Source organism: Streptomyces griseorubiginosus (assembly GCF_001514195.1).
GTDB lineage: Bacteria > Actinomycetota > Actinomycetes > Streptomycetales > Streptomycetaceae > Streptomyces > Streptomyces griseorubiginosus.
The window spans coordinates 87,207-104,300 of sequence record NZ_KQ948738.1 but is presented as its reverse complement, the minus strand read 5'-3'; the positions used below and the strand labels follow the sequence as shown (position 1 = coordinate 104,300).

12 protein-coding genes are annotated in these 17,094 nt (G+C 71.4%); 4 read left to right on the top strand and 8 right to left on the bottom strand.

Annotated elements, in window-relative coordinates:
* Positions 1–17: 17 nt before the first annotated feature.
* Positions 18–914 carry a proline iminopeptidase-family hydrolase gene (locus AQJ54_RS23250; protein WP_062240642.1) on the bottom strand — a complete coding sequence of 299 codons (897 nt, stop codon included), beginning with the start codon at positions 912–914 and terminating at the stop codon, positions 18–20.
* Between the two features lie 241 nt (positions 915–1,155).
* Between AQJ54_RS23250 and AQJ54_RS23245 the strand changes: the two genes are divergently transcribed.
* Positions 1,156–1,911, top strand: coding sequence for a FadR/GntR family transcriptional regulator (locus AQJ54_RS23245; protein WP_062240640.1), 756 nt, complete (start codon positions 1,156–1,158; stop codon positions 1,909–1,911).
* 193 nt (positions 1,912–2,104) lie between these two features.
* Here the strand turns inward: AQJ54_RS23245 and AQJ54_RS23240 are convergent, their stop codons facing one another.
* Both AQJ54_RS23240 and AQJ54_RS23235 read right to left on the bottom strand, forming a co-directional pair.
* Positions 2,105–3,577 (bottom strand): L-fucose/L-arabinose isomerase family protein, encoded by a 1,473-nt coding sequence (locus AQJ54_RS23240; RefSeq protein WP_062240638.1) that lies wholly within the window; start codon positions 3,575–3,577, stop codon positions 2,105–2,107.
* Between the two features lie 25 nt (positions 3,578–3,602).
* Positions 3,603–4,901: an MFS transporter gene (locus AQJ54_RS23235; RefSeq protein WP_062240636.1), complete on the bottom strand. Its 1,299-nt coding sequence runs from the start codon at positions 4,899–4,901 to the stop codon at positions 3,603–3,605.
* 237 nt (positions 4,902–5,138) lie between these two features.
* Here AQJ54_RS23235 and AQJ54_RS23230 point away from each other — a divergent pair, with 237 nt between their 5' ends.
* Positions 5,139–9,092: a glycosyl hydrolase gene (locus tag AQJ54_RS23230; RefSeq protein ID WP_062240634.1), complete on the top strand. Its 3,954-nt coding sequence runs from the start codon at positions 5,139–5,141 to the stop codon at positions 9,090–9,092.
* Here the strand turns inward: AQJ54_RS23230 and AQJ54_RS23225 are convergent.
* Entirely contained in the window at positions 9,069–10,094 is a 1,026-nt protein-coding gene (locus AQJ54_RS23225) for a LacI family DNA-binding transcriptional regulator (protein WP_062240633.1), read from the bottom strand. The two genes, AQJ54_RS23230 and AQJ54_RS23225, sit on opposite strands and share 24 nt — an antisense overlap.
* A gap of 365 nt (positions 10,095–10,459) precedes the next feature.
* Between AQJ54_RS23225 and AQJ54_RS23220 the strand changes: the two genes are divergently transcribed.
* Positions 10,460–10,657, top strand: coding sequence for a hypothetical protein (locus AQJ54_RS23220; protein ID WP_062026541.1), 198 nt, complete (start codon positions 10,460–10,462; stop codon positions 10,655–10,657).
* A 103-nt stretch (positions 10,658–10,760) separates the two neighbouring features.
* Entirely contained in the window at positions 10,761–11,990 is a 1,230-nt protein-coding gene (locus AQJ54_RS23215; protein ID WP_062241293.1) for an aminotransferase class V-fold PLP-dependent enzyme, read from the top strand.
* Positions 11,991–12,089: 99 nt separating this feature from the next.
* Here AQJ54_RS23215 and AQJ54_RS23210 read toward each other — a convergent pair whose 3' ends face one another.
* The 4 genes from AQJ54_RS23210 to AQJ54_RS23195 form a co-directional block, all read right to left on the bottom strand.
* Positions 12,090–13,532: a glyceraldehyde-3-phosphate dehydrogenase gene (locus tag AQJ54_RS23210; protein WP_062026542.1), complete on the bottom strand. Its 1,443-nt coding sequence runs from the start codon at positions 13,530–13,532 to the stop codon at positions 12,090–12,092.
* A gap of 76 nt (positions 13,533–13,608) precedes the next feature.
* Positions 13,609–14,838, bottom strand: a complete 1,230-nt coding sequence (locus AQJ54_RS23205) for a DegT/DnrJ/EryC1/StrS family aminotransferase (RefSeq protein ID WP_062241285.1) — start codon at positions 14,836–14,838, stop codon at positions 13,609–13,611.
* Between the two features lie 118 nt (positions 14,839–14,956).
* Positions 14,957–16,096: a GNAT family N-acetyltransferase gene (locus tag AQJ54_RS23200; protein WP_062240632.1), complete on the bottom strand. Its 1,140-nt coding sequence runs from the start codon at positions 16,094–16,096 to the stop codon at positions 14,957–14,959.
* A 430-nt stretch (positions 16,097–16,526) separates the two neighbouring features.
* Positions 16,527–16,934 carry a HEAT repeat domain-containing protein gene (locus tag AQJ54_RS23195; RefSeq protein ID WP_107121126.1) on the bottom strand — a complete coding sequence of 136 codons (408 nt, stop codon included), beginning with the start codon at positions 16,932–16,934 and terminating at the stop codon, positions 16,527–16,529.
* Positions 16,935–17,094: the final 160 nt, after the last annotated feature.

Below are 17,094 nucleotides of genomic sequence, written 5' to 3'. Positions count from 1 at the left end.
GGCGGACAACTCCCGTGTCAGTCGGTGGAGTCGAGGAACTCGCCGACGATCCGGAGGTAGAGCTCCTCCTCCTCGACGTGCGGCATGTGGCTCGAGTGCTCGAACATGTGCCAGCGCACATCGGGGATGTGGTCGGCGAAGGGGCGTACGGTCTCGGGGGTCGCCTCGTCGAAGCGGCCGGACACCAGCAGGGTCGGTGCCTCGATCAGGTGCAACCGGTCGATGACGGACCAGTCCTTGAGGGTGCCGACGACATGGAACTCGTTGGGGCCGTTCATCGTGTGGTACACGGTCGGATCGGCCGCGATGTTGTCCCAGGTGGCCTGCACCTCGGGCGGGTTGGGGGTCAGGCGGCACACATGCCGTTCGTTGAAGACCTGTTCGGCCGCCCGGTAGTCGGGGTGGTCCGTGGTCCCGGCCGCCTCGTGGGCGTACAGCGTGCGCTGGACCTTCTCGGGAAGCGCGGCGCGCAGCTCGGCGGCCGCCGCCAGCCACAGCCCCATGGACGCGGGGGAGTTGGCGATGACCAGTCCCCGAAGGCCGGCGGGGCGCCGTACCGCGTGCTCGGCGGCGAGCATGCCGCCCCAGGACTGGCCGAGAATGTGGTACCCGTCGGCGATGCCCAACTCTGTGAGCAGGTTGTCCAGTTCGTTGAGGAAGAGCTGGACGGTCCAGAAGTCGGCCCCCTTGTCGGGCAGATGGGTGGAGAACCCGGTGCCGAGCTGGTCGTAGTGGATCACGGGCCGGCCCTGCCGGGAGATGCCCGCGATGCTGAGCGTGTAGTGGTGGCCGGCGCCGGGGCCGCCGTGCAGGACCACCAGGGGTGTCCTGCCCGGCTCGCCCGTGATCCGGTACCAGGTGGAATGCCCGTTGAAGTCGACGGTTCCGGTGTGGTTCGGTTCGGGGATCGCCACGAAGAGCCTCCCAGACCGGTCGGAACCAGCCGACCGACGTCTGAAAATAGTTGGGTGTGACGGATGGGTGAGATAGTGGGGCGGTAAAAGGTCAGTCCACAAGACCTTTTAGCTGGGGCAGGGAAAGACGTAACGACGGGTTCACACGGCCCGTGTTCGTTTACAGGAACGACGACTTGCGGGAGGACACCTGACATCCGCATCCGAGCCCGGTGACGAGTTCTCGCGCGTCCTCGACCGCGTGCTCCTGGGCGACGGTCCGACGGCCTCGCTGCGTCCGGTCAGGGTGACTTCGGCGGTCGACGAGGTCACCGACCGGCTGCTCACCGCCATCGCCGTCGGCGACTTCCTGCCCGGCGAGCGGCTGCCCGCCGAACGCGATCTGACCGGACTGCTCGGCGTTAGCCGTCCCACCGTGCGCGAGGCGGTGGCCCGTCTCCAGGCGCTGGGGGTCGTGGAGAGCCGGCGGGGCCGCAACGGCGGGGCGTTCGTCCGCGACAGCTGGACCGAGTCCTCCGGCGCCGCGGTCCGCCGTACGCTGCTGCCCCGCTGGGCGGAGTTCGAGCAACTCTTCGACCTGCGCGGTCTGGTGGAGGGCATGGTGGCCGCGACGGCCGCCCGGCGGCGCCGGCCCGAGGATCTGGAGCCGATGCGCGAGGCACTGTCCGCGCACCTCTCCGCGAGCACACCCCGCGAGGAGCAGGCCGCCGACAGCGCGTTCCACCGGGCGATCTGCGCGGCCACCCACAATCCGCAGATCGCCCAGCTCAGCCGGGACCTGCTCACCCGCATCAGCCTGGGCTTCCCGGTCGAGCCCTGGGGCAGGGGCGAGCGGTCCCACCATGAGCGGGCCGGCCATGGGCACACCGCGCTCTACGAGGCCGTGGCGGCGGGTGAGCCGGAGCGCGCCGAGGAGATCGCGAGGGAGCACTTCATGATCAGCGCGGAGATGATCCGGGACGTCCTGGCACGGGTGCGGGCGACTCAGGCCCCTTGACCGCGGGTGCGGGTGGCTCAGGGCCCCTTGACTTGCGGGTGCGGGTGACTGGGCCCTCTTGTCGCGGGTGTGGGTGGCTTAGGTCCCCTGACGCGCGGGTGTGGGTGGCTGGGGCCTCCTGGCCGCGGGTGTGGGTGGCTCGGGCCCCTCGACCGCGGCCGGACCGCTCCTTATACCTCCCGGTGACCGCTCCCTATGCCTCCCGGTGATCGATCCCCAGCAGACTCGCCGCCGCGCCGAAGTCGGCGCCGTGCCGGCCCACCGCGAGCGACCAGTGATGCCCGACCCCCGTGGCGCTCCACGCGTCCACCCACTCCCCGGGGTCCCGGCCGAAGTCCACCCGGCTGGTCGTGTTGCCGATCTCCAGGACCGGTCCGGGGACGACCGTGCCCTCGGACGTGATGAAGGACAGGCTGCCGTCCGCGTCCTGGCCGAGCCCGAGGAGGGTGACCGGCCCCGGCCGGACGTCGAACTCCACGCTGACGCCCCAGCCGCGCTTGCCGTGGTAGACGCCGAGACCCCGCAGCAGCGGGTCGCGGGAGCTGAGCGCCAGGTGGGCGGGCCCGTCGTGGCCCATCTCCACCACGCCGTCCTCGAAGTTCAGCGCCTGGATCTCCGTGAAGGAGCCCCCGGCGCCGATGCTCTGCGAGGCCAACTGGGCGATACTGGTGCGCAGTTCGAACTCACCGGCCGCGGGCACTCCCCGGGCGGTGAGCAGCGAGGCCCCCAGGATCATCCCGGCACCGATCCGCTCGTGCAGCTCGCCGTCGAGGCCCCGGTGGTAGTAGGCGAGCGAGTCGAGCCGGAAGTCCTCCACCAGCCGGTCCAGGGCCACCGACACGGTCGCGCCCCAGGCGAAGTCCTCGTCGACCACGCTGCCGTCGATGCTGAACACCTTGCGCGCCAGCGCCACCCGCTCCCGGGTCTCCGCCTCGGTCACCTTCTCCACCCGCTGGCGCAGGTCGTCGAACTCCAGCACCTCGACGTGCGAGCCGAAGGTCGCGGATAGCAGCGTCGGATCGGTCTGCACATCGAGCATCCCGGGATACACGTGCCCCATCAGCCCGTGCCGGGCGTGCCGCAGCGCGGCCCGGACGTGCGCGGCCCGCACCCACCGCTCGACGCGCCGCCACGCCGACTCCTGCCGCAGCCAGCCGGACACCGACCGGAAGGGGATCCCGGCCCGCCGGAAGACGTTGCCGACCTCCGGCACCGAGCACTGCGAGCAGTACGCCAGCCAGGCACCCGTGTCGAAGGACGCGTGGTCCATCCGCTCGGACGGCTGGAGGTCGACGACCAGGACCGGGGTGTGGGTCCGCTGGGCGATCGGCAGCACCATCGACGAGGTCAGGTACGTCGTCAGGAACAGCACGATCAGATCGCAGTCCGCCCGGCGCAGCCGCTCGGCGGCGGCCGCGCCCTCCTGGGCGTCGGAGACGAACCCGGCGTCCGTCACCTCGGCGTCCAACTGGCCCAGCCGCTCGGCGACATAGGCCGCCGACTCCTTCAACTGGGGCAGCAGGCCGGGGAACTGCGGCCAGTAGGTGCCGAGTCCGCCGGAGACCAGCCCGATCCGCGGGCGGCGACGGGTCACGGGCGGGAGCAACTCGGCCAGGGCGGCCTGCCGTTCACCGGGACGGGTCGTGGTGGATTCGGTGGTCGCCATGGTCGGCGCTCCTTCGGTGGTCGGTTCAGGTCTGCGCGACCCTGACGTCGGCCGGCGCGGTGACGTCCGGGGCCGCGCGGGGCACGAGGACGCGCACGATGTAGACGCCCGCGATCGCCGACAGCGCCATGCACCCGGTGATCACCCACAGCAACAGGCTGGGGCTCCTGTCCAGGAGTGCGGGCGTGACGAACGCGACGCCCGCGAAGACCCCGCGGGAGACGGCGTAGGTGATGCCCTGCGTGGTGCCCCGGGTGTCCGCGGGCAGCGTCAGCTGCGACCACACCTTGTAGTTGGCCTCGCCCGCGAAGGGATAGGACAGCTGGTAGAGGACGTAGAAGACGAGGAAGCCCACGATGGCGCCGAGGGTGAGGGTGCCGATCGCGAAGGCGGCGATCTGCACGACCGTGGCGACGTAGAACATCTTGTCGCGCCGCGGGCCGTCGGCGATCCGCACGAAGGCGAGCGTCAGCAGCAGACCGATCGGCAGACACGCGAGATTGATGCCGGTCGCCACGCTCTGCGAGGCCCCGCTGACGGTGACCAGCAGATACGTCGTGAACTGGCCCATGGTGTTGGCGCCGAGGCCCCATGTGACGTAGAAGGCGAAGGTGGCGAGCATGGGCACCAGCGCGGCGCGGGTCCAGACGTTCTTCAGGGCCACACCCTGCTGCTCGGCCGGCTTCTCCGTCGTGACCCGGTCCTGCTCCGGGTCCGGCCCGGTGGCCAGCTCCAGCCGGGAGCGCAGATGCCAGGTGAGCAGTGCGGCGACGGCCAGATGGGCGGTGATGAGGCGGGCGCCGAGCATGCCGGTGTCCGACAGGGCGAAGCCGGCGAAGACCACGACGATGATGCCCAGCATCCACATGACCTGCGTGAACGCGATGAGTCTGCCCCGGGCGTGGTCGGGGGCCGCGTCCGAGACGACCGCCAGGGAGGTCGGCAGGTCGGCGCCCGCCGCGAGACCGGCGAGCAGGACACCCACCAGAAGGGTGATGTCGTCGGGCGCCAGCGTGATGATGATCGCCCCGACGGCGTAGCAGAGGATGTCGAGGTTGTAGAGGCGGCGGCGACCGAAGACGTCGGCGAGACGGCCGCCGACCAGGGATCCGACCGCGATGCAGATGGTGACGATCGCGCTGATCGCCCCGGCCATCCAGACGCCCATGTCGTAGGCGTCGCGGTAGATGGCCAGGTTGACGCCGATGCTGACGATGAGTGCGGCGTCGAGGTAGGACGCCATGCCGGAGAGCGTCGCGACCTTCCACAGGCGCTTCTCGATGGGGGGTTCCGGCTGGTTCGGGGCAGGGGAGGTTCGGGCCATGATGCGGCTCCGTCTGGGGAGAGTGGGTCCGAGCGGAGGGGGACGTCGCTGTTCTCGGCCGATTCCAGCGACTATAGGAGCGTAAAAACGTTCCAACAAGACGTCATGCGGCCATCCGTGGAAACGACCTGACGGCCCCGCGGCCCTGGTGGGCTCCTCGGGCCTGTCTTACGGTGAGGCTGATGTAAAACGTTTTTGATCCGTGAGAGTGTCCGGGCCAGTCGGAAGGACCTATCCGTGATCTCTCCAGCTCTGCGACAGCTGTTCGATAACCCGCCCCGGGACTTCGGACCCACCCCGCTGTGGTGGTGGTCCGGCGCCAAGGTGACCCGCGAGCGCCTCGCCTGGCAGCTGCGCCGGTTCGCGGACGGCGGCGTCCACAACCTCGTGGTGATCAACCTGGCCCCGGCCGGCCCGACCTTCGGCGCCCGCACCGACGATCCGGTGTGGTTCGGCGAGGAGTGGTGGGCCCGCTTCACCGACGCCTGCGAGATCGCCGGTGACCTGGGCACCCGCCTGTGGTTCTACGACCAGATCGGCTTCTCCGGCGCCAACGTCCAGGGCGGCATCACCCGACGGCACCCCGAGGCGGCGGGCCGGGCCCTGCGCTCGCGCACGGCCGTCGTGTCGGGCGGCACGGTCGCGCTGCGGGGCGCCGAGGCACTGCTCGGGGCGTACGACAGTTCGGGTGCACGCCTGCCGGTCGGCGCAACGGACTCCGGCCGTCCCACCGGGCTTGCGCGGATCGAGGCCCCCGACGGCACCGAGGTCCGCCTGGTCCTCGCCGTCCCCACCGCCTTCGACTACCTGAACCCCCAGTCGGTCGGTCGCCTGTTCGACGCCATTCATCACGAGTACGACCGCCGCGTCCCCGAGTACCTGGGCAACGTCATCGCCGGCAGCTTCCAGGACGAACTGCCCGCCACCAACTCCTGGACCGCACGGTTCCCCGAGGAGTTCCGCACCAGGCGCGGCTACGACCTCCTCGATTACCTCCCGGCCCTCTTCAGGGGCGACAGCCCGAGGGACCGCAAAATCCGCGCCGACTACTACGCCGTCCGTGCCGAACTCACCGAGGAGGCCCTCTTCCGCCCCCTCGCCGCCTGGCACGAGGAGCGCGGCCTGCTCCTGGGCTGCGACCAGAGCCACCCGGCCCGCTCCGGCTACCCGGCCCAGTCGACCCAGCTCTACACGGACTACTTCCGCACCCACCGCTGGTACAGCGCCGCCGGCAGCGACCACCACGGCGACGCCAAGGTGCACTCCTCCATGGCCCACCTCTACGGCCACGAGCGCGTCTGGATCGAGTCCTTCCACTCCTCCGGCTGGGGCGGCACCCTGGAGGAGACCTACGACTGGCTGCTGCCCTTCCTGCGCAGCGGCGCCAACCTGTACAACCCGCACGCCAGTTACTTCGGCACCGCGGGCGGCTGGTTCGAGTGGGCGCCCCCCTCCACCGACTGGCGCCAGCCCTACTGGCAGCAGTACCCCGCCTTCTCCCGGGCCGTCGCCCGGATCTGCTCGATCCTGTCCTGGGGCACCTACAGCGCCGACGTGGCGGTCCTGCACCCCACCGCCACCATGCAGGCCCTCATCCCGCTCGACGCCCCCGTCCAGCACTTCGGCGACGGCCGCCTCGGCGAGCCCCACGCCGACGAGACCCAGCGCCACTACCTGGAGCTCTGCGGCACCAACAACTGGCTCGAACCCGCCGTGGGCGCCCTCGACCGCCGTCGCGTCTCCTTCGACGTCATCGACGACGCCTCGGTCCAGGGCGCCAAGGCCGGCGACGGCGCCCTGCGCGTCCGGGACCTGGCGTACACCGCCGTCCTGTTGCCCTCGACGAGTGTCCTGGAGCACGAGACGGCCCGCCGGCTGACCGAACTCCTCGACGCCGGAGGCCGGGTCGTGGTCGTCGGCCGACCACCGGCCCACGCCGCGGGGACGTCCGGTGACGACGCCGTCGTGGCAGCGCTGGTGGACCACCCGCGCCTGGAGCGGGTGCCCGACGCCGAGGCCGCCGCGGCCGCGGTCGCCGATGCCTCAGGCTACGCCACGGGGGAGGTGCCGCTGCTCGTCCGCAGGAACGGCGACATGGCGGTCGCGCTGGTCACGGGGGCGTTTCCCGACGCCCGTACGCATCCGCCGAGGGGCCGTCACGAGATCGACCCCGCCCGCTACGCCCGCAGCTCCACCGTCACCGTGCGGGGACCGGTCGCCGAGGCCGAGGTCTGGAACCCGGCGACCGGTGACCGGCGGCCCGCACGGGTCACGGTCACCGACGGCGTCTCCACCGTCGAGGTGCCCCTGGAAGGCGCCCCGGCTGCCCTCGTCGTATGGCGCGAAGGCCCGCCGACGGACGACACACCTCCGCCCGCCAGGCCGGAGCCGCAGGCGTCGCAGACCCTCGACCTGGCGACCGGCTGGGAGGGCAGCCTCGTCCCCACGATGGACAACACCTGGGGCGACCTGGCGCTGCCCGCCGGTTCGTCCGTCGCCGAGCCGCAGATCTGGACCATGCGGTGGAGCGAGGGCGACGGCCCCTGGGAGCGGGCGCGCGTGACCTACGGCAATCGGGTCCGTGTCCTTGCGCCCGTGCCGGCCGCTCAGGCACCGGCTCCCCTCGACGTGGCCGCAGTCGAGCAAGTCCTCTCCGGAGAGCGGGAGTTGGCTCCGGCCGGGTGGGAGGTCTCGCTGTACTCGTCGAGCCGCGGCATCCCGGACCCGAACGGGCTGCTGGGCAACAAGGGGCTCGTCCCCGAGGAGTTCGTCCGCGTTCCCGTGCCCGGGCCGGGTCTCGTCGCCCGGGTCAGGACCGTCGTGCAGACCGACCACCGCGGGCCCGCCGACCTGCACATCGGCGCGGCCGCGACCAAACGCGTGTGGTGGAACGGCAGCAGGGTCGACACCAGCGGCGGCTACCTGGCCTCCGCCCGGGTGGAGGTCGAGCGGGCACGCAACGTGCTCGAGTACGAGCTGTCCGACGCCCAGGACCGCCCGCAGACCATCTCGGGCGCCGCCGGCACCCCCTTGGGCAGCTTCTTCTGTCTGTCCCGTCCGGACGGGTTCGTACCACGCCCGCTGTTCATGCGAGTCCCCGACGGCGTCCGCCCGGACGGCCGCGTGACCTACAGCGGCCGGATCGGCACCCCGGACCCGGGGGCGACGGCGGTCCTCGTCGTGGGCGCCGCGGTGGGCGTCACCGTCCTGCTCGACGGAGCGGTCGTGGCGCGGCAGGAGAAGGTCGAGTACTACGAGTCCGACTGGGGCGCGGTGCCGATGTTCTTCCGGCACGAACTGGCCCTGAGCGCGGGCGGTCACGAGCTGGAACTCGTGACCGACAGCGTGGACGCCCGGGACGCGGTGTTCGTCGACCTGGTGGCGGGCACCACCGCCCTGGTCAGCGGCCCCGGCTGGGAAGCGCGGACGGGGGAGTGGAGCGGGCTCACCGTCGAACACGAGGGCCGCTGGGGGGAGTTGCAGCACTGTGCCGCTGCCGTACGACCGCACCCCCTGCCCGAGGCCGAGTGGCTGGCCGGAGCGCCGGTGCTCGGCTCCGCCGTACTGCCGCTGCGGTCCACCGACGACGTCCGGGAGGCCGAACAGCGCTTCCGGTTCACCGCGCCGGCGGGAACCGTGTCCCTGGAGCTGCCGGTGGAGCTTCCGGCCCGGGTGAGGGTCGGCCGCGGATCTGAAATCGATCTGCACGCCTGCGAGTTGATGCTCAACCAACCCCTGTCCGAGGCAACGGAGTTGGAGGTGGTCACCGCCCCCACGGCCGTCCTGCGCGGTGGTTCGGCCTGGCGCGAGCCGGTGCGGGTGCGCACGGTTCCGGCACCCCTGCCGCTGGGGGAGTGGGGGGAGTTCGGGCTGGGAGGCTGGAGCGGAGGCGTGACGTACACGCGGACCCTTGAGCTGCCGGCCGGGCCGGATCCGGTGCTCGACCTGGGCCGGGTGCGCGGCAGCGCGGCGGTGTCCGTCGACGGGGAGCTCGTCGGGGAGGCCTTCTGCGCGCCGTACCGTTTCACCCTGCGCGGCTGCGCCGGGCGTACCGTGCGCCTCGACGTGACCGTCCACAACACCCTGGCGCCCTACCTCGCCGAGGCCACCCCGACCGCCTGGGCGTTCCCCTCGCAACTGCCGTCCGGACTGCTGGGTCCGGTGACGCTAGAAAGGCCCGTCGGAGGCTGACCGGGTGGAGTCCCGCAGGACCATGCCCGGCGCGAACACCCTTGCCTCGTGGGCGTGTTCGGTCCGGGCCTCCACCTCGTCGAGGAGCATCTCCACGGCCGCCCTGCCGAGCTCCTCGACTGGCTGACGGACCGTGGTGAGGGTCGTGCCCACGAAGCTCGCGATGTCCAGGTCGCCGTATCCGACCACCTGGACGTCCTCCGGGACCTTCACCCCGCGCTCGCCGAGTGCGCGGCACAGTCCCGCCGCCAAGAAGTCGTTGGTGCAGAAGACGGCGTCGGGCAGTTCGTCGAGACCCCGGGCTATGGCGGTGCCGTACGCCACCGTCATCTCCTCGGCGACCACCTGCCCGAGGCGGGCCTCGCGCCGGGTGCGCACGGCCTGGCGGGCGCCCTGGTAGCGGTCGGCGCACTGGCGGATCGTCCGGTCGCCGTTGACGACGAGGATGTCGCGCGCCCCACGGTCCAGCAGGTGCTGCACGGCCATGCGGCCACCGGCGATGTCGTCCACGGAGACCGAACAGCCCTCCTGGGCGGGCATCGCGCGGTCCGCCAGGACCAGCGGTATCCCGCGCTCGCGCAGCCGCGACAATCGGGTGGGGTCGGCGCTGAGCGGGACCACCACCGCGCCCACCGCCCGCTGTTCGACCAGCATGGTGAAGTAGCCCTGCTCCCGCTCCGGGTCGTCGCCGCTGTCGCAGAGCACGAGGGAGTAGCCGTGCTCGTACGCCGCGTCCGCGGCACCGCGCGCGATGCGTGAGTAGAACGAGTTGGCCACGTCCGGCAGCACGAGACCGATCGACGAGGAGTGACCGGTGCGCAGACCGGCGGCTCCCGGGTGCGGGACGTAGTCGAGCGCGGCGACCGCGTCACGGACCCGCTCGGCGGTGCGGGCATTGACCCGCTCCGGACGGTTGAGGACGTTCGACACCGTGGACACGGAGACTCCGGCTGCGGCGGCGACGTCCTGGATGCGGGCGGGGCGAAGCGAAATGGCGTCCACCCCCTCGCTGTTGCGGCCGTTCGACCGGGCGACGCAAGTCTACCCTCGCGGTACGTGAAACGTTTTTCGCATGAGGGGCGACGGACTTCGCCCCGGCGGTCATCGAAAATCCGGTGAACCTGCACACCGCGCACCTCCAGGTCGGAACCGGCCCGAACCATGGCCGCGGTTGTGCCGTCACACGCCTTTTGCGCGTCGGTGCGACGGCGAAGTCTGTGAAGGAAATGACGTGTTCGGTGAGCGGGTTGCGACGCTGGTGAAGCCGGGCGCGACGACCGACGTGCTGCGACTGGCAGTCATGCCCTGGTCATGCTTCGATCCGGGAGCCGTCCCCGGCATTGCTTCCGCGAAAGGAAACGCACGTCATGAACTCCGCTCCCCGCTTCGAGACCATCGAGATCAACGACGCGGACCTCGACACCATCTCCGGTGGTGTGGCCGCCGCCGCGACCTCCGGTCTGCACGTCGAGGCCGGTCCGCTCGCCGTCTGCGCCGACCTCGGCGCGTTCGTCTCGGCCCAGGGTGTCGCCGCGCACGCGAACGCCGACGTCGTCCTCGGCTGACCACGGCATCGCACGTTGCGAGGGCCCCGGATCCGCTGATCCGGGGCCCTTGGTGTTTCCTCTGGAGGGCGACCGTCCCGACACCGCCGACGAGGAGAGTTCCGTGAGCGACACCGAGCCGGCCGGCGCGCCGGCCCCACTGCTGCTGGCCGACGGCAGACCCGCCGCCGAGGCGTGGTCGCTCGACCCCGCCCAACGGCACCTCAACCACGGGTCGTTCGGGGCGGTGCCCCTGGTCGCGCAGGAACGCCAGCAGGCCCTGCGCGCCGAGATGGAACGCTCACCCGTGGTGTGGTTCCCGACGCTGCCGCCGCGCATCGCGGCGGCCCGCGTGGAACTCGCGGCCTTCCTCGACGTCGACCCGGGCGATCTGGCCCTGGTGCCCAACGCCAGTGCCGGGGCGAGCGTCGTCCACCAGGCACTCACCAGGCGCCGCGGCGGCGAGATCGTCGTCACCGACCACGGCTACGGGGCCGTGAGCATGGGCGCCGAGCGGCTGGCCCGCCGCTGGGGAGGCCGGGTGCGCACCGTCCACGTCCCGCTGGGCGCCGACGAGGACACGGCGTACGAGGCCGTCGTGGCCTCGCTGAGCGCCGACACCGACCTCGTGGTCCTCGACCAGATCACCTCGGCGACCGCCCGTAGGCTGCCGGTGGAGCGGATCGGCGCGGAGGCCGGGCGGCGCGACATCCCGGTGCTCGTGGACGGCGCCCACGCTCCCGGTCTGCTCGCATCGCCGCTCGCGGGGGCCACGTACGACTTCTGGACCGGCAACCTGCACAAATGGGGCTGCGCACCCCGCGGTACGGCCGCGCTGGTCGCCCGGGGACCGCTGCGCGAGGCGCTCCACCCCCTGATCGACTCATGGGGCGCGCACGAGCCGTACCCCGACCGCTTCGACCATCAGGGCACCCTGGACGCCACCGCCTACCTCGCCGCGCCGACCGCTCTCGCCTTCGTCGCCGACACCTGGGGGTGGCCCACCGCCCGCGGCTACATGGACCGGCTCGCCGACTACGGGGCCCAGGTGATCGGGGCCGCCTTCGCCGACCTCACGGGTGCCGACTGCGCGGTCGACGTCGGCATGCCCGTGCCCGGCATGCGTCTGGTGCGGCTGCCCGACGGCCTCGGCCTCACCCGCCTCGACGCCGACGCCCTGCGCGACCGGGTGGCCGGAGAACTCGACGTCGAGGCCGCCTTCACCAGCTTCGACGGCATCGGCTACCTACGCCTGTCCGCGCATGTCTACAACACGGCCGAGGACTACGAGTACTTCGCCGAGAAGTGCGTCCCGGTGCTCGGCGAGTGGGCCAGGGCGGCGGGCCGGGACTGATCCTGGAGCGGATCAGTGCGCGGGTGCTGGAGAGATACGTTCCGACCCCCCTCGCACCCTCGGTGCGCACTGATCCGCGGAGTTCCGGACGAGCCCGGATCAGACCGCCGACGGGTACGTCGGGTACTCGACCCCCGAGACGTGCTGGACGACCCGGATGACCTGGCAGGAGTAGCCGAACTCGTTGTCGTACCAGAGGTAGAGGATCGCGTTGTCGCCGTCGACCTTGGTGGCGCCCGCGTCGATGATCGAGGCGTGGCGGGAGCCGACGAAGTCCATGGAGACCGCGTCCGGGGCCGTCGTGAAGTCGATCTGGCGCTTGAGCGGAGAGGTCAGCGAGACGTCACGCAGGTAGTCCAGGACCTCCTCGCGGGTGGTCTCGCGGCCCAGCCGCAGGCTCAGGATCGCGATGGAGACGTCCGGCACCGGCACCCGGATCGAGCTCCCGGTGATCGGCGCCTTCAGGTCGGGCAGCGCCTTGGCGACGGCGGAGGCAGCGCCGGTCTCCGTGATGACCATGTTGAGCGGCGCGGAGCGGCCCCGGCGGTCGGCCTTGTGGTAATTGTCCAGCAGGTTCTGGTCGTTGGTGAACGAGTGGACCGTCTCCACGTGGCCGCGCAGCACGCCGTACTCGTCGGCCATCGCCTTCAGCGGCGGCACGATCGCGTTGGTGGTGCAGGACGCGCAGGACAGGATCTGCTCGTCCGGCTTGACGGTGTCGTGGTTGACGCCGTGCACGATGTTCGGGACGTCGCCCTTGCCCGGCGCGGTCAGTACGACCTTGTCGATGCCGGGGCGCAGGTGCTGCGAGAGGCCCTCGCGGTCGCGCCACTTGCCGGTGTTGTCGATGAGGATGGCGTCCTTGATGCCGTACGCCGTGTAGTCCACCTCGGACGGGTCGTTCGCGTAGATCACCTTGATGGTGTTGCCGTTGGCGATGATCGCGCCCTCGGCCTCGTCGACGGTGATCGTGCCCTGGAACTGGCCGTGGATGGAGTCCCGGCGCAGCAGCGAGGCCCGCTTGACGATGTCCTGGTCACCACCCCCACGGACCACGATCGCGCGCAGCCGCAGGCCGTTGCCGGAACCGGCCTTCTCGATCAGCAGCCGTGCGACCAGGCGGCCGATGCGGCCGAAGCCGTAGAGGACGACGTCCCGCGGCTCGCGGCGCTCGATCTTGTTGCCGCCCGTCGCGCCCGCCACGGCCTCGGCAGTGAACTCGGCGACCGACAGGCCCCGTTCGTCGGTCTTGTAGATCTCGGCCAGGCGGCCGATGTCGATCTGCGAGGGGCCGAGGTCCAGCGTCGTGAGGGCCTGGACGAAGGGCAGCGTGTCGGTGACGGAGAGCTCCTCACCGGCGATCTGCCGGGCGAACCGGTGGGTCTTGAGGATGCTGACCACCGACTTGTTCACGAGGGAACGGCTGTGCAGGAGAACCGTTACGTCCCGCTCCCGGTGCAGCCTCCCGATCATCGGGATCATCGATTCCGCGATCTCTTCGCGGTTCTTCCAGTCGGTGAACGAGTCGTCCTTGACAGTCACAGAATTCTCTTTCGAGCTAGGCAGCGCTCATATGCTAACCCCCTGATGTTTTGATCGATCGTGGGGGTGGCAGAGCTCACTGACCGAGGATCCGGGGCCGCGTGGCGTCCGGGACCGGCCGCAGCAGCGCGGGGTGCGCGTCGACCACCCGCTCCTTCGTGAACGCGGCCAGGATCCTGCGGGCCAGCAGCGGATCGGCCGGGAGCGCGTGCGCGGCGAACCAGCGGGCGGCCGACGGATCGGGGGAGGGCTCGACGAACTCCGCGCCCGCGTAGTCGTCCAGCGGCGGGTCGTAGAGGTAGCCGGAGACCACGTCGTGCCGCACCAGGCGCTGGACGAGCGCGTCGCGGTCGTGGACCAGGAGCGGCACCCGGAAGAGGGGGAGGGGGCCGTCGTGCGCGGTGCGGTCGCGCAGCGCGGGCGAGGCCCACGGTGTGCCCGACAGCAGGGCGACGCCGGCCCTGCGCCGGGCGAGGTCCTCGTCCAGGCGGGCCATCCGCAACCGCAACTGACCGCGGACCAGCGAGCCGTGCCGGGAGCGGTAGCCGTGCAGATCGACCCGGATCCACCGGTCGTAGGCGGTCAGGCCCGGTGCCTCCCGGGCGGCGGCGGCCAGTCGCGGTGCCCGCAGGTCCATCCGGAACGCCTCCCGCTCCATCAGCCCCAGCCGCTCCATGGCCCGCCACACCGGCCGCACCAGGTGGAGCGACCGGACGGCGGACCTCGCCAGCGGACGCAGGGTGGTGGCCAGGTCCTCGCGCAGCCGGCCGGGAGTCAGGAGGTCGTCCCGCAGCAGCTCCAGCTCGCGGCGGGTACGGGCGTCCTCGACGGCGAGGAAGCCGCCGGCCATCCCGGCCACGTGCTTGGAGAGGCTGAACGCGGCCGCCCTGCCGAAGGTCCCCACCGGCTGCCCGTCCACATGGCTGCCGATGGCGTGCGCCGCGTCCTCGAACAGCGGGATGCCCAACTGCTCGCAGCGGCGCCGCAGTTCGAGAACCCGGTCGGGGACGCCGTACAGGTTGGTGGTCAGGACCGCGTCGACGCTCCGCCAGGTCGACTCCGGTACGGCGGCCGGGTCGATGTTGCCGTCCCACACGGACACGGGCGCCTGCACGGGGCGCAGTCCGGCCGCGAGGACCACGAACAGGATCACGTCGTCGTTCACCGGCGACATCAGCACCCGCGCGCCGGGCCGGCACCAGCGCCGGAGCGCAAGGTACAGGGCCAGCCGGGCCGAGGGCGTGTAGACGCACTCGCGGCCCAGTCGCCGTGTCATCGTCGTGGCCAGCAGTGAGCCGTACGGCATCGGCACCCCTTGTGTCGGTGGGCAGAGAAGAGCCGTGCGGGAGGTCGGCGCGCCCGCTGTGGGGAGGCGGTGAGCGGGCTCGACCCGCCCGGGGGCGCGTGCCTCCTGAGGAGCGAGCTCAGTTCGCCAGCGGTCCCGCTCCACCGGAGTCCGTGTGCTGCCGGGAGGTGCGCAGGGTCCCGACGGTCTTCAGCAGGCGGTCGGCGGGCTCGCGCAGGGCCGGGTGCGCGTTGACCGTGTTGCGCAGGCCCCGCACCGGCCGCCGCCACATACGGTGTGCCGTCGCCACCGGGTGGGGACGGGTGGCGAATCCTTCCGCCACGCGCAGCTCCCGGGTCTTGAGCCAGTCCTTCCACTCCTTGTCGCCGCGCCCCATGTCCATCAGCCGCGCCCCCCGCCGCCCCGCCGCCTCGGCCATCCGCAGGTGCATGATCAATCCGGGGGAGTAGTAGCGCAGCTCGGGGTCGTACGCGGTGAACCAGGGGGCGAAGACGGTGCGCGAGATCGGCCCGAAATGCGCGGCCACCGGCCGGTCGCCGGCATACACCACCGACAGGACCCCGGAGAAGTGCTCCTCGCGGACCTGGAAGAGGTCCTCCACGAGACGCACGATCCACGGCCGCGCGAACCGGTCCATCCGGCCCGTCCTGCGGTACTGCGCGGACTTCCACCGCATCAGCGTGCGCAGCGCGCTCGGGTCCCGCTCGTCGAACACGAACCGCAGCTCGCCCAGGTCGCGGGTGAGCCGGCGCTCCTTCTTGAGGGTCGTCTTGGCGAGCCCCGGGTAGGCGCCGCGCAGCCACTCCGGGTAACTGTCGCTTCCCACCTTCAGATCGATCACCGGGGAGGCGTAGGTGCCCGTGACGTACGGGGCGAACGGCTTCTGCTCCTCCACGAGGTGGTCGAACTCGAACACCGAGAGCCCGCAGGCCTTCAGCAGGGCGCGGGTGTCCCAGCTGACCCCGGGGCGGTGCACCAGGCCCTGGCAGTCGGAGAGTCCGAGGCCGACGGCCCGGCCCACACCGAAGCTGCCGCGCTCGTACGGCAGGAAGCCCACGGCCTCGCCCCGCTGGTGCAGGACCGCCACCCGGGTGCCGGCGCGGTGTCTGCCGATCCCGGCCGCGAACTCCGGTGCCAGGAAGGGGTTGGCGTAGTCGGGGGACTCGTCCATCGCCCGATGCCAGGCCCCCCGGAGCGTGGCATCGAGTTCGTCGGGTCTGTGGATCGTGATGTCCGTGTCGCTGCTCGTCGATCGCATGGGCGACCGCCCCCCATTCCCCCATTGCCGATCGAACGGTCGGCAAGGATCAAACGTCGCGAAACAGTACGCACGCTGTCAAGGGTGCCCGCTGTAACGGAACAACGCCGAACGTACGCATATGGTTCCCACGGCCGGTCGCCGGGCGGCCGCGATCGCGGTCGCCGCTCTCGCGAGTACGCGCACGACGACCGACGGGGTTCCGGTGCCCGACTCGCCGTGAATTCGACTTACCTGACGGGGAAGGGCTCGTGGGGGGGCGAGTTCAGGATCCGGGTGACCGGTCGGGGGCTGCGCGCGTTCCGCGTGGAGGGAACGGCCTCGCCGTGTGGTCGGCGGGATGGGGGATGCTGTCTGCGGGTTGGGTCTGGTCGGTCCCGTTTCTTATAAGCAACGCCCGCATGAACCAGCCAGGACAGGTCGATTCAGGTCAACGCTCTGTGTCGCCTGTCCACGCCGAGATCTCCGCGATTCCCTGCCGGACAGCTTCGTCCTGGTCCTGGGCAAGATGCCTACAGGCCGCTGCAACCTCCGGCACGCCGTCCGGTCCCGCGAGCGCGTCGTGCACCCCGGTCTCCAGCCACTCGGCCTGGTTGCCGTCGGCCTCGACAACCGCGAGAGCGATGAGTCTCACGGCGGCCACCGTTCCGATGCGGGCCAGGGCCTCTGCCGTCTGTCGCGTCACCGCCGTGTCCTCGGCATCCAGCAGCAGCCCCACCAGGACTGCCGCGGCCTCAGGAACATCGGCGAAGGAAGCGAGGTCACGGCCGGCACGAACGCGTCGCGTCCACGAAGGAGAGGACGCCTCGGCCAAGGCCGCCTCCAGCCCACTCGTCATCTCTGGCACGACGAGACGGTCTCATGCCCGAGGAAGCAGACCGAACCGCGGGGCCGAAGCGGCGACCCGCTTGCGGAAGGACACAGAGGCAGCCCCCGACGATGTCCGCACCTCGACTCATGTCCGGCACCCCCGGCGGGGTTCGCCCCCGCCCATGCCT

Coding starts and splice junctions, on each gene's coding strand:
- AQJ54_RS23240 (WP_062240638.1), bottom strand. CDS start 3,577: ATGGCGACCACCGAATCCACCACGACCCGTCCCGGTGAACGGCAGGCC.
- AQJ54_RS23205 (WP_062241285.1), bottom strand. CDS start 14,838: ATGCCGTACGGCTCACTGCTGGCCACGACGATGACACGGCGACTGGGC.
- AQJ54_RS23220 (WP_062026541.1), top strand. CDS start 10,460: ATGAACTCCGCTCCCCGCTTCGAGACCATCGAGATCAACGACGCGGAC.
- AQJ54_RS23200 (WP_062240632.1), bottom strand. CDS start 16,096: ATGCGATCGACGAGCAGCGACACGGACATCACGATCCACAGACCCGAC.
- AQJ54_RS23195 (WP_107121126.1), bottom strand. CDS start 16,934: ATGACGAGTGGGCTGGAGGCGGCCTTGGCCGAGGCGTCCTCTCCTTCG.
- AQJ54_RS23235 (WP_062240636.1), bottom strand. CDS start 4,901: ATGGCCCGAACCTCCCCTGCCCCGAACCAGCCGGAACCCCCCATCGAG.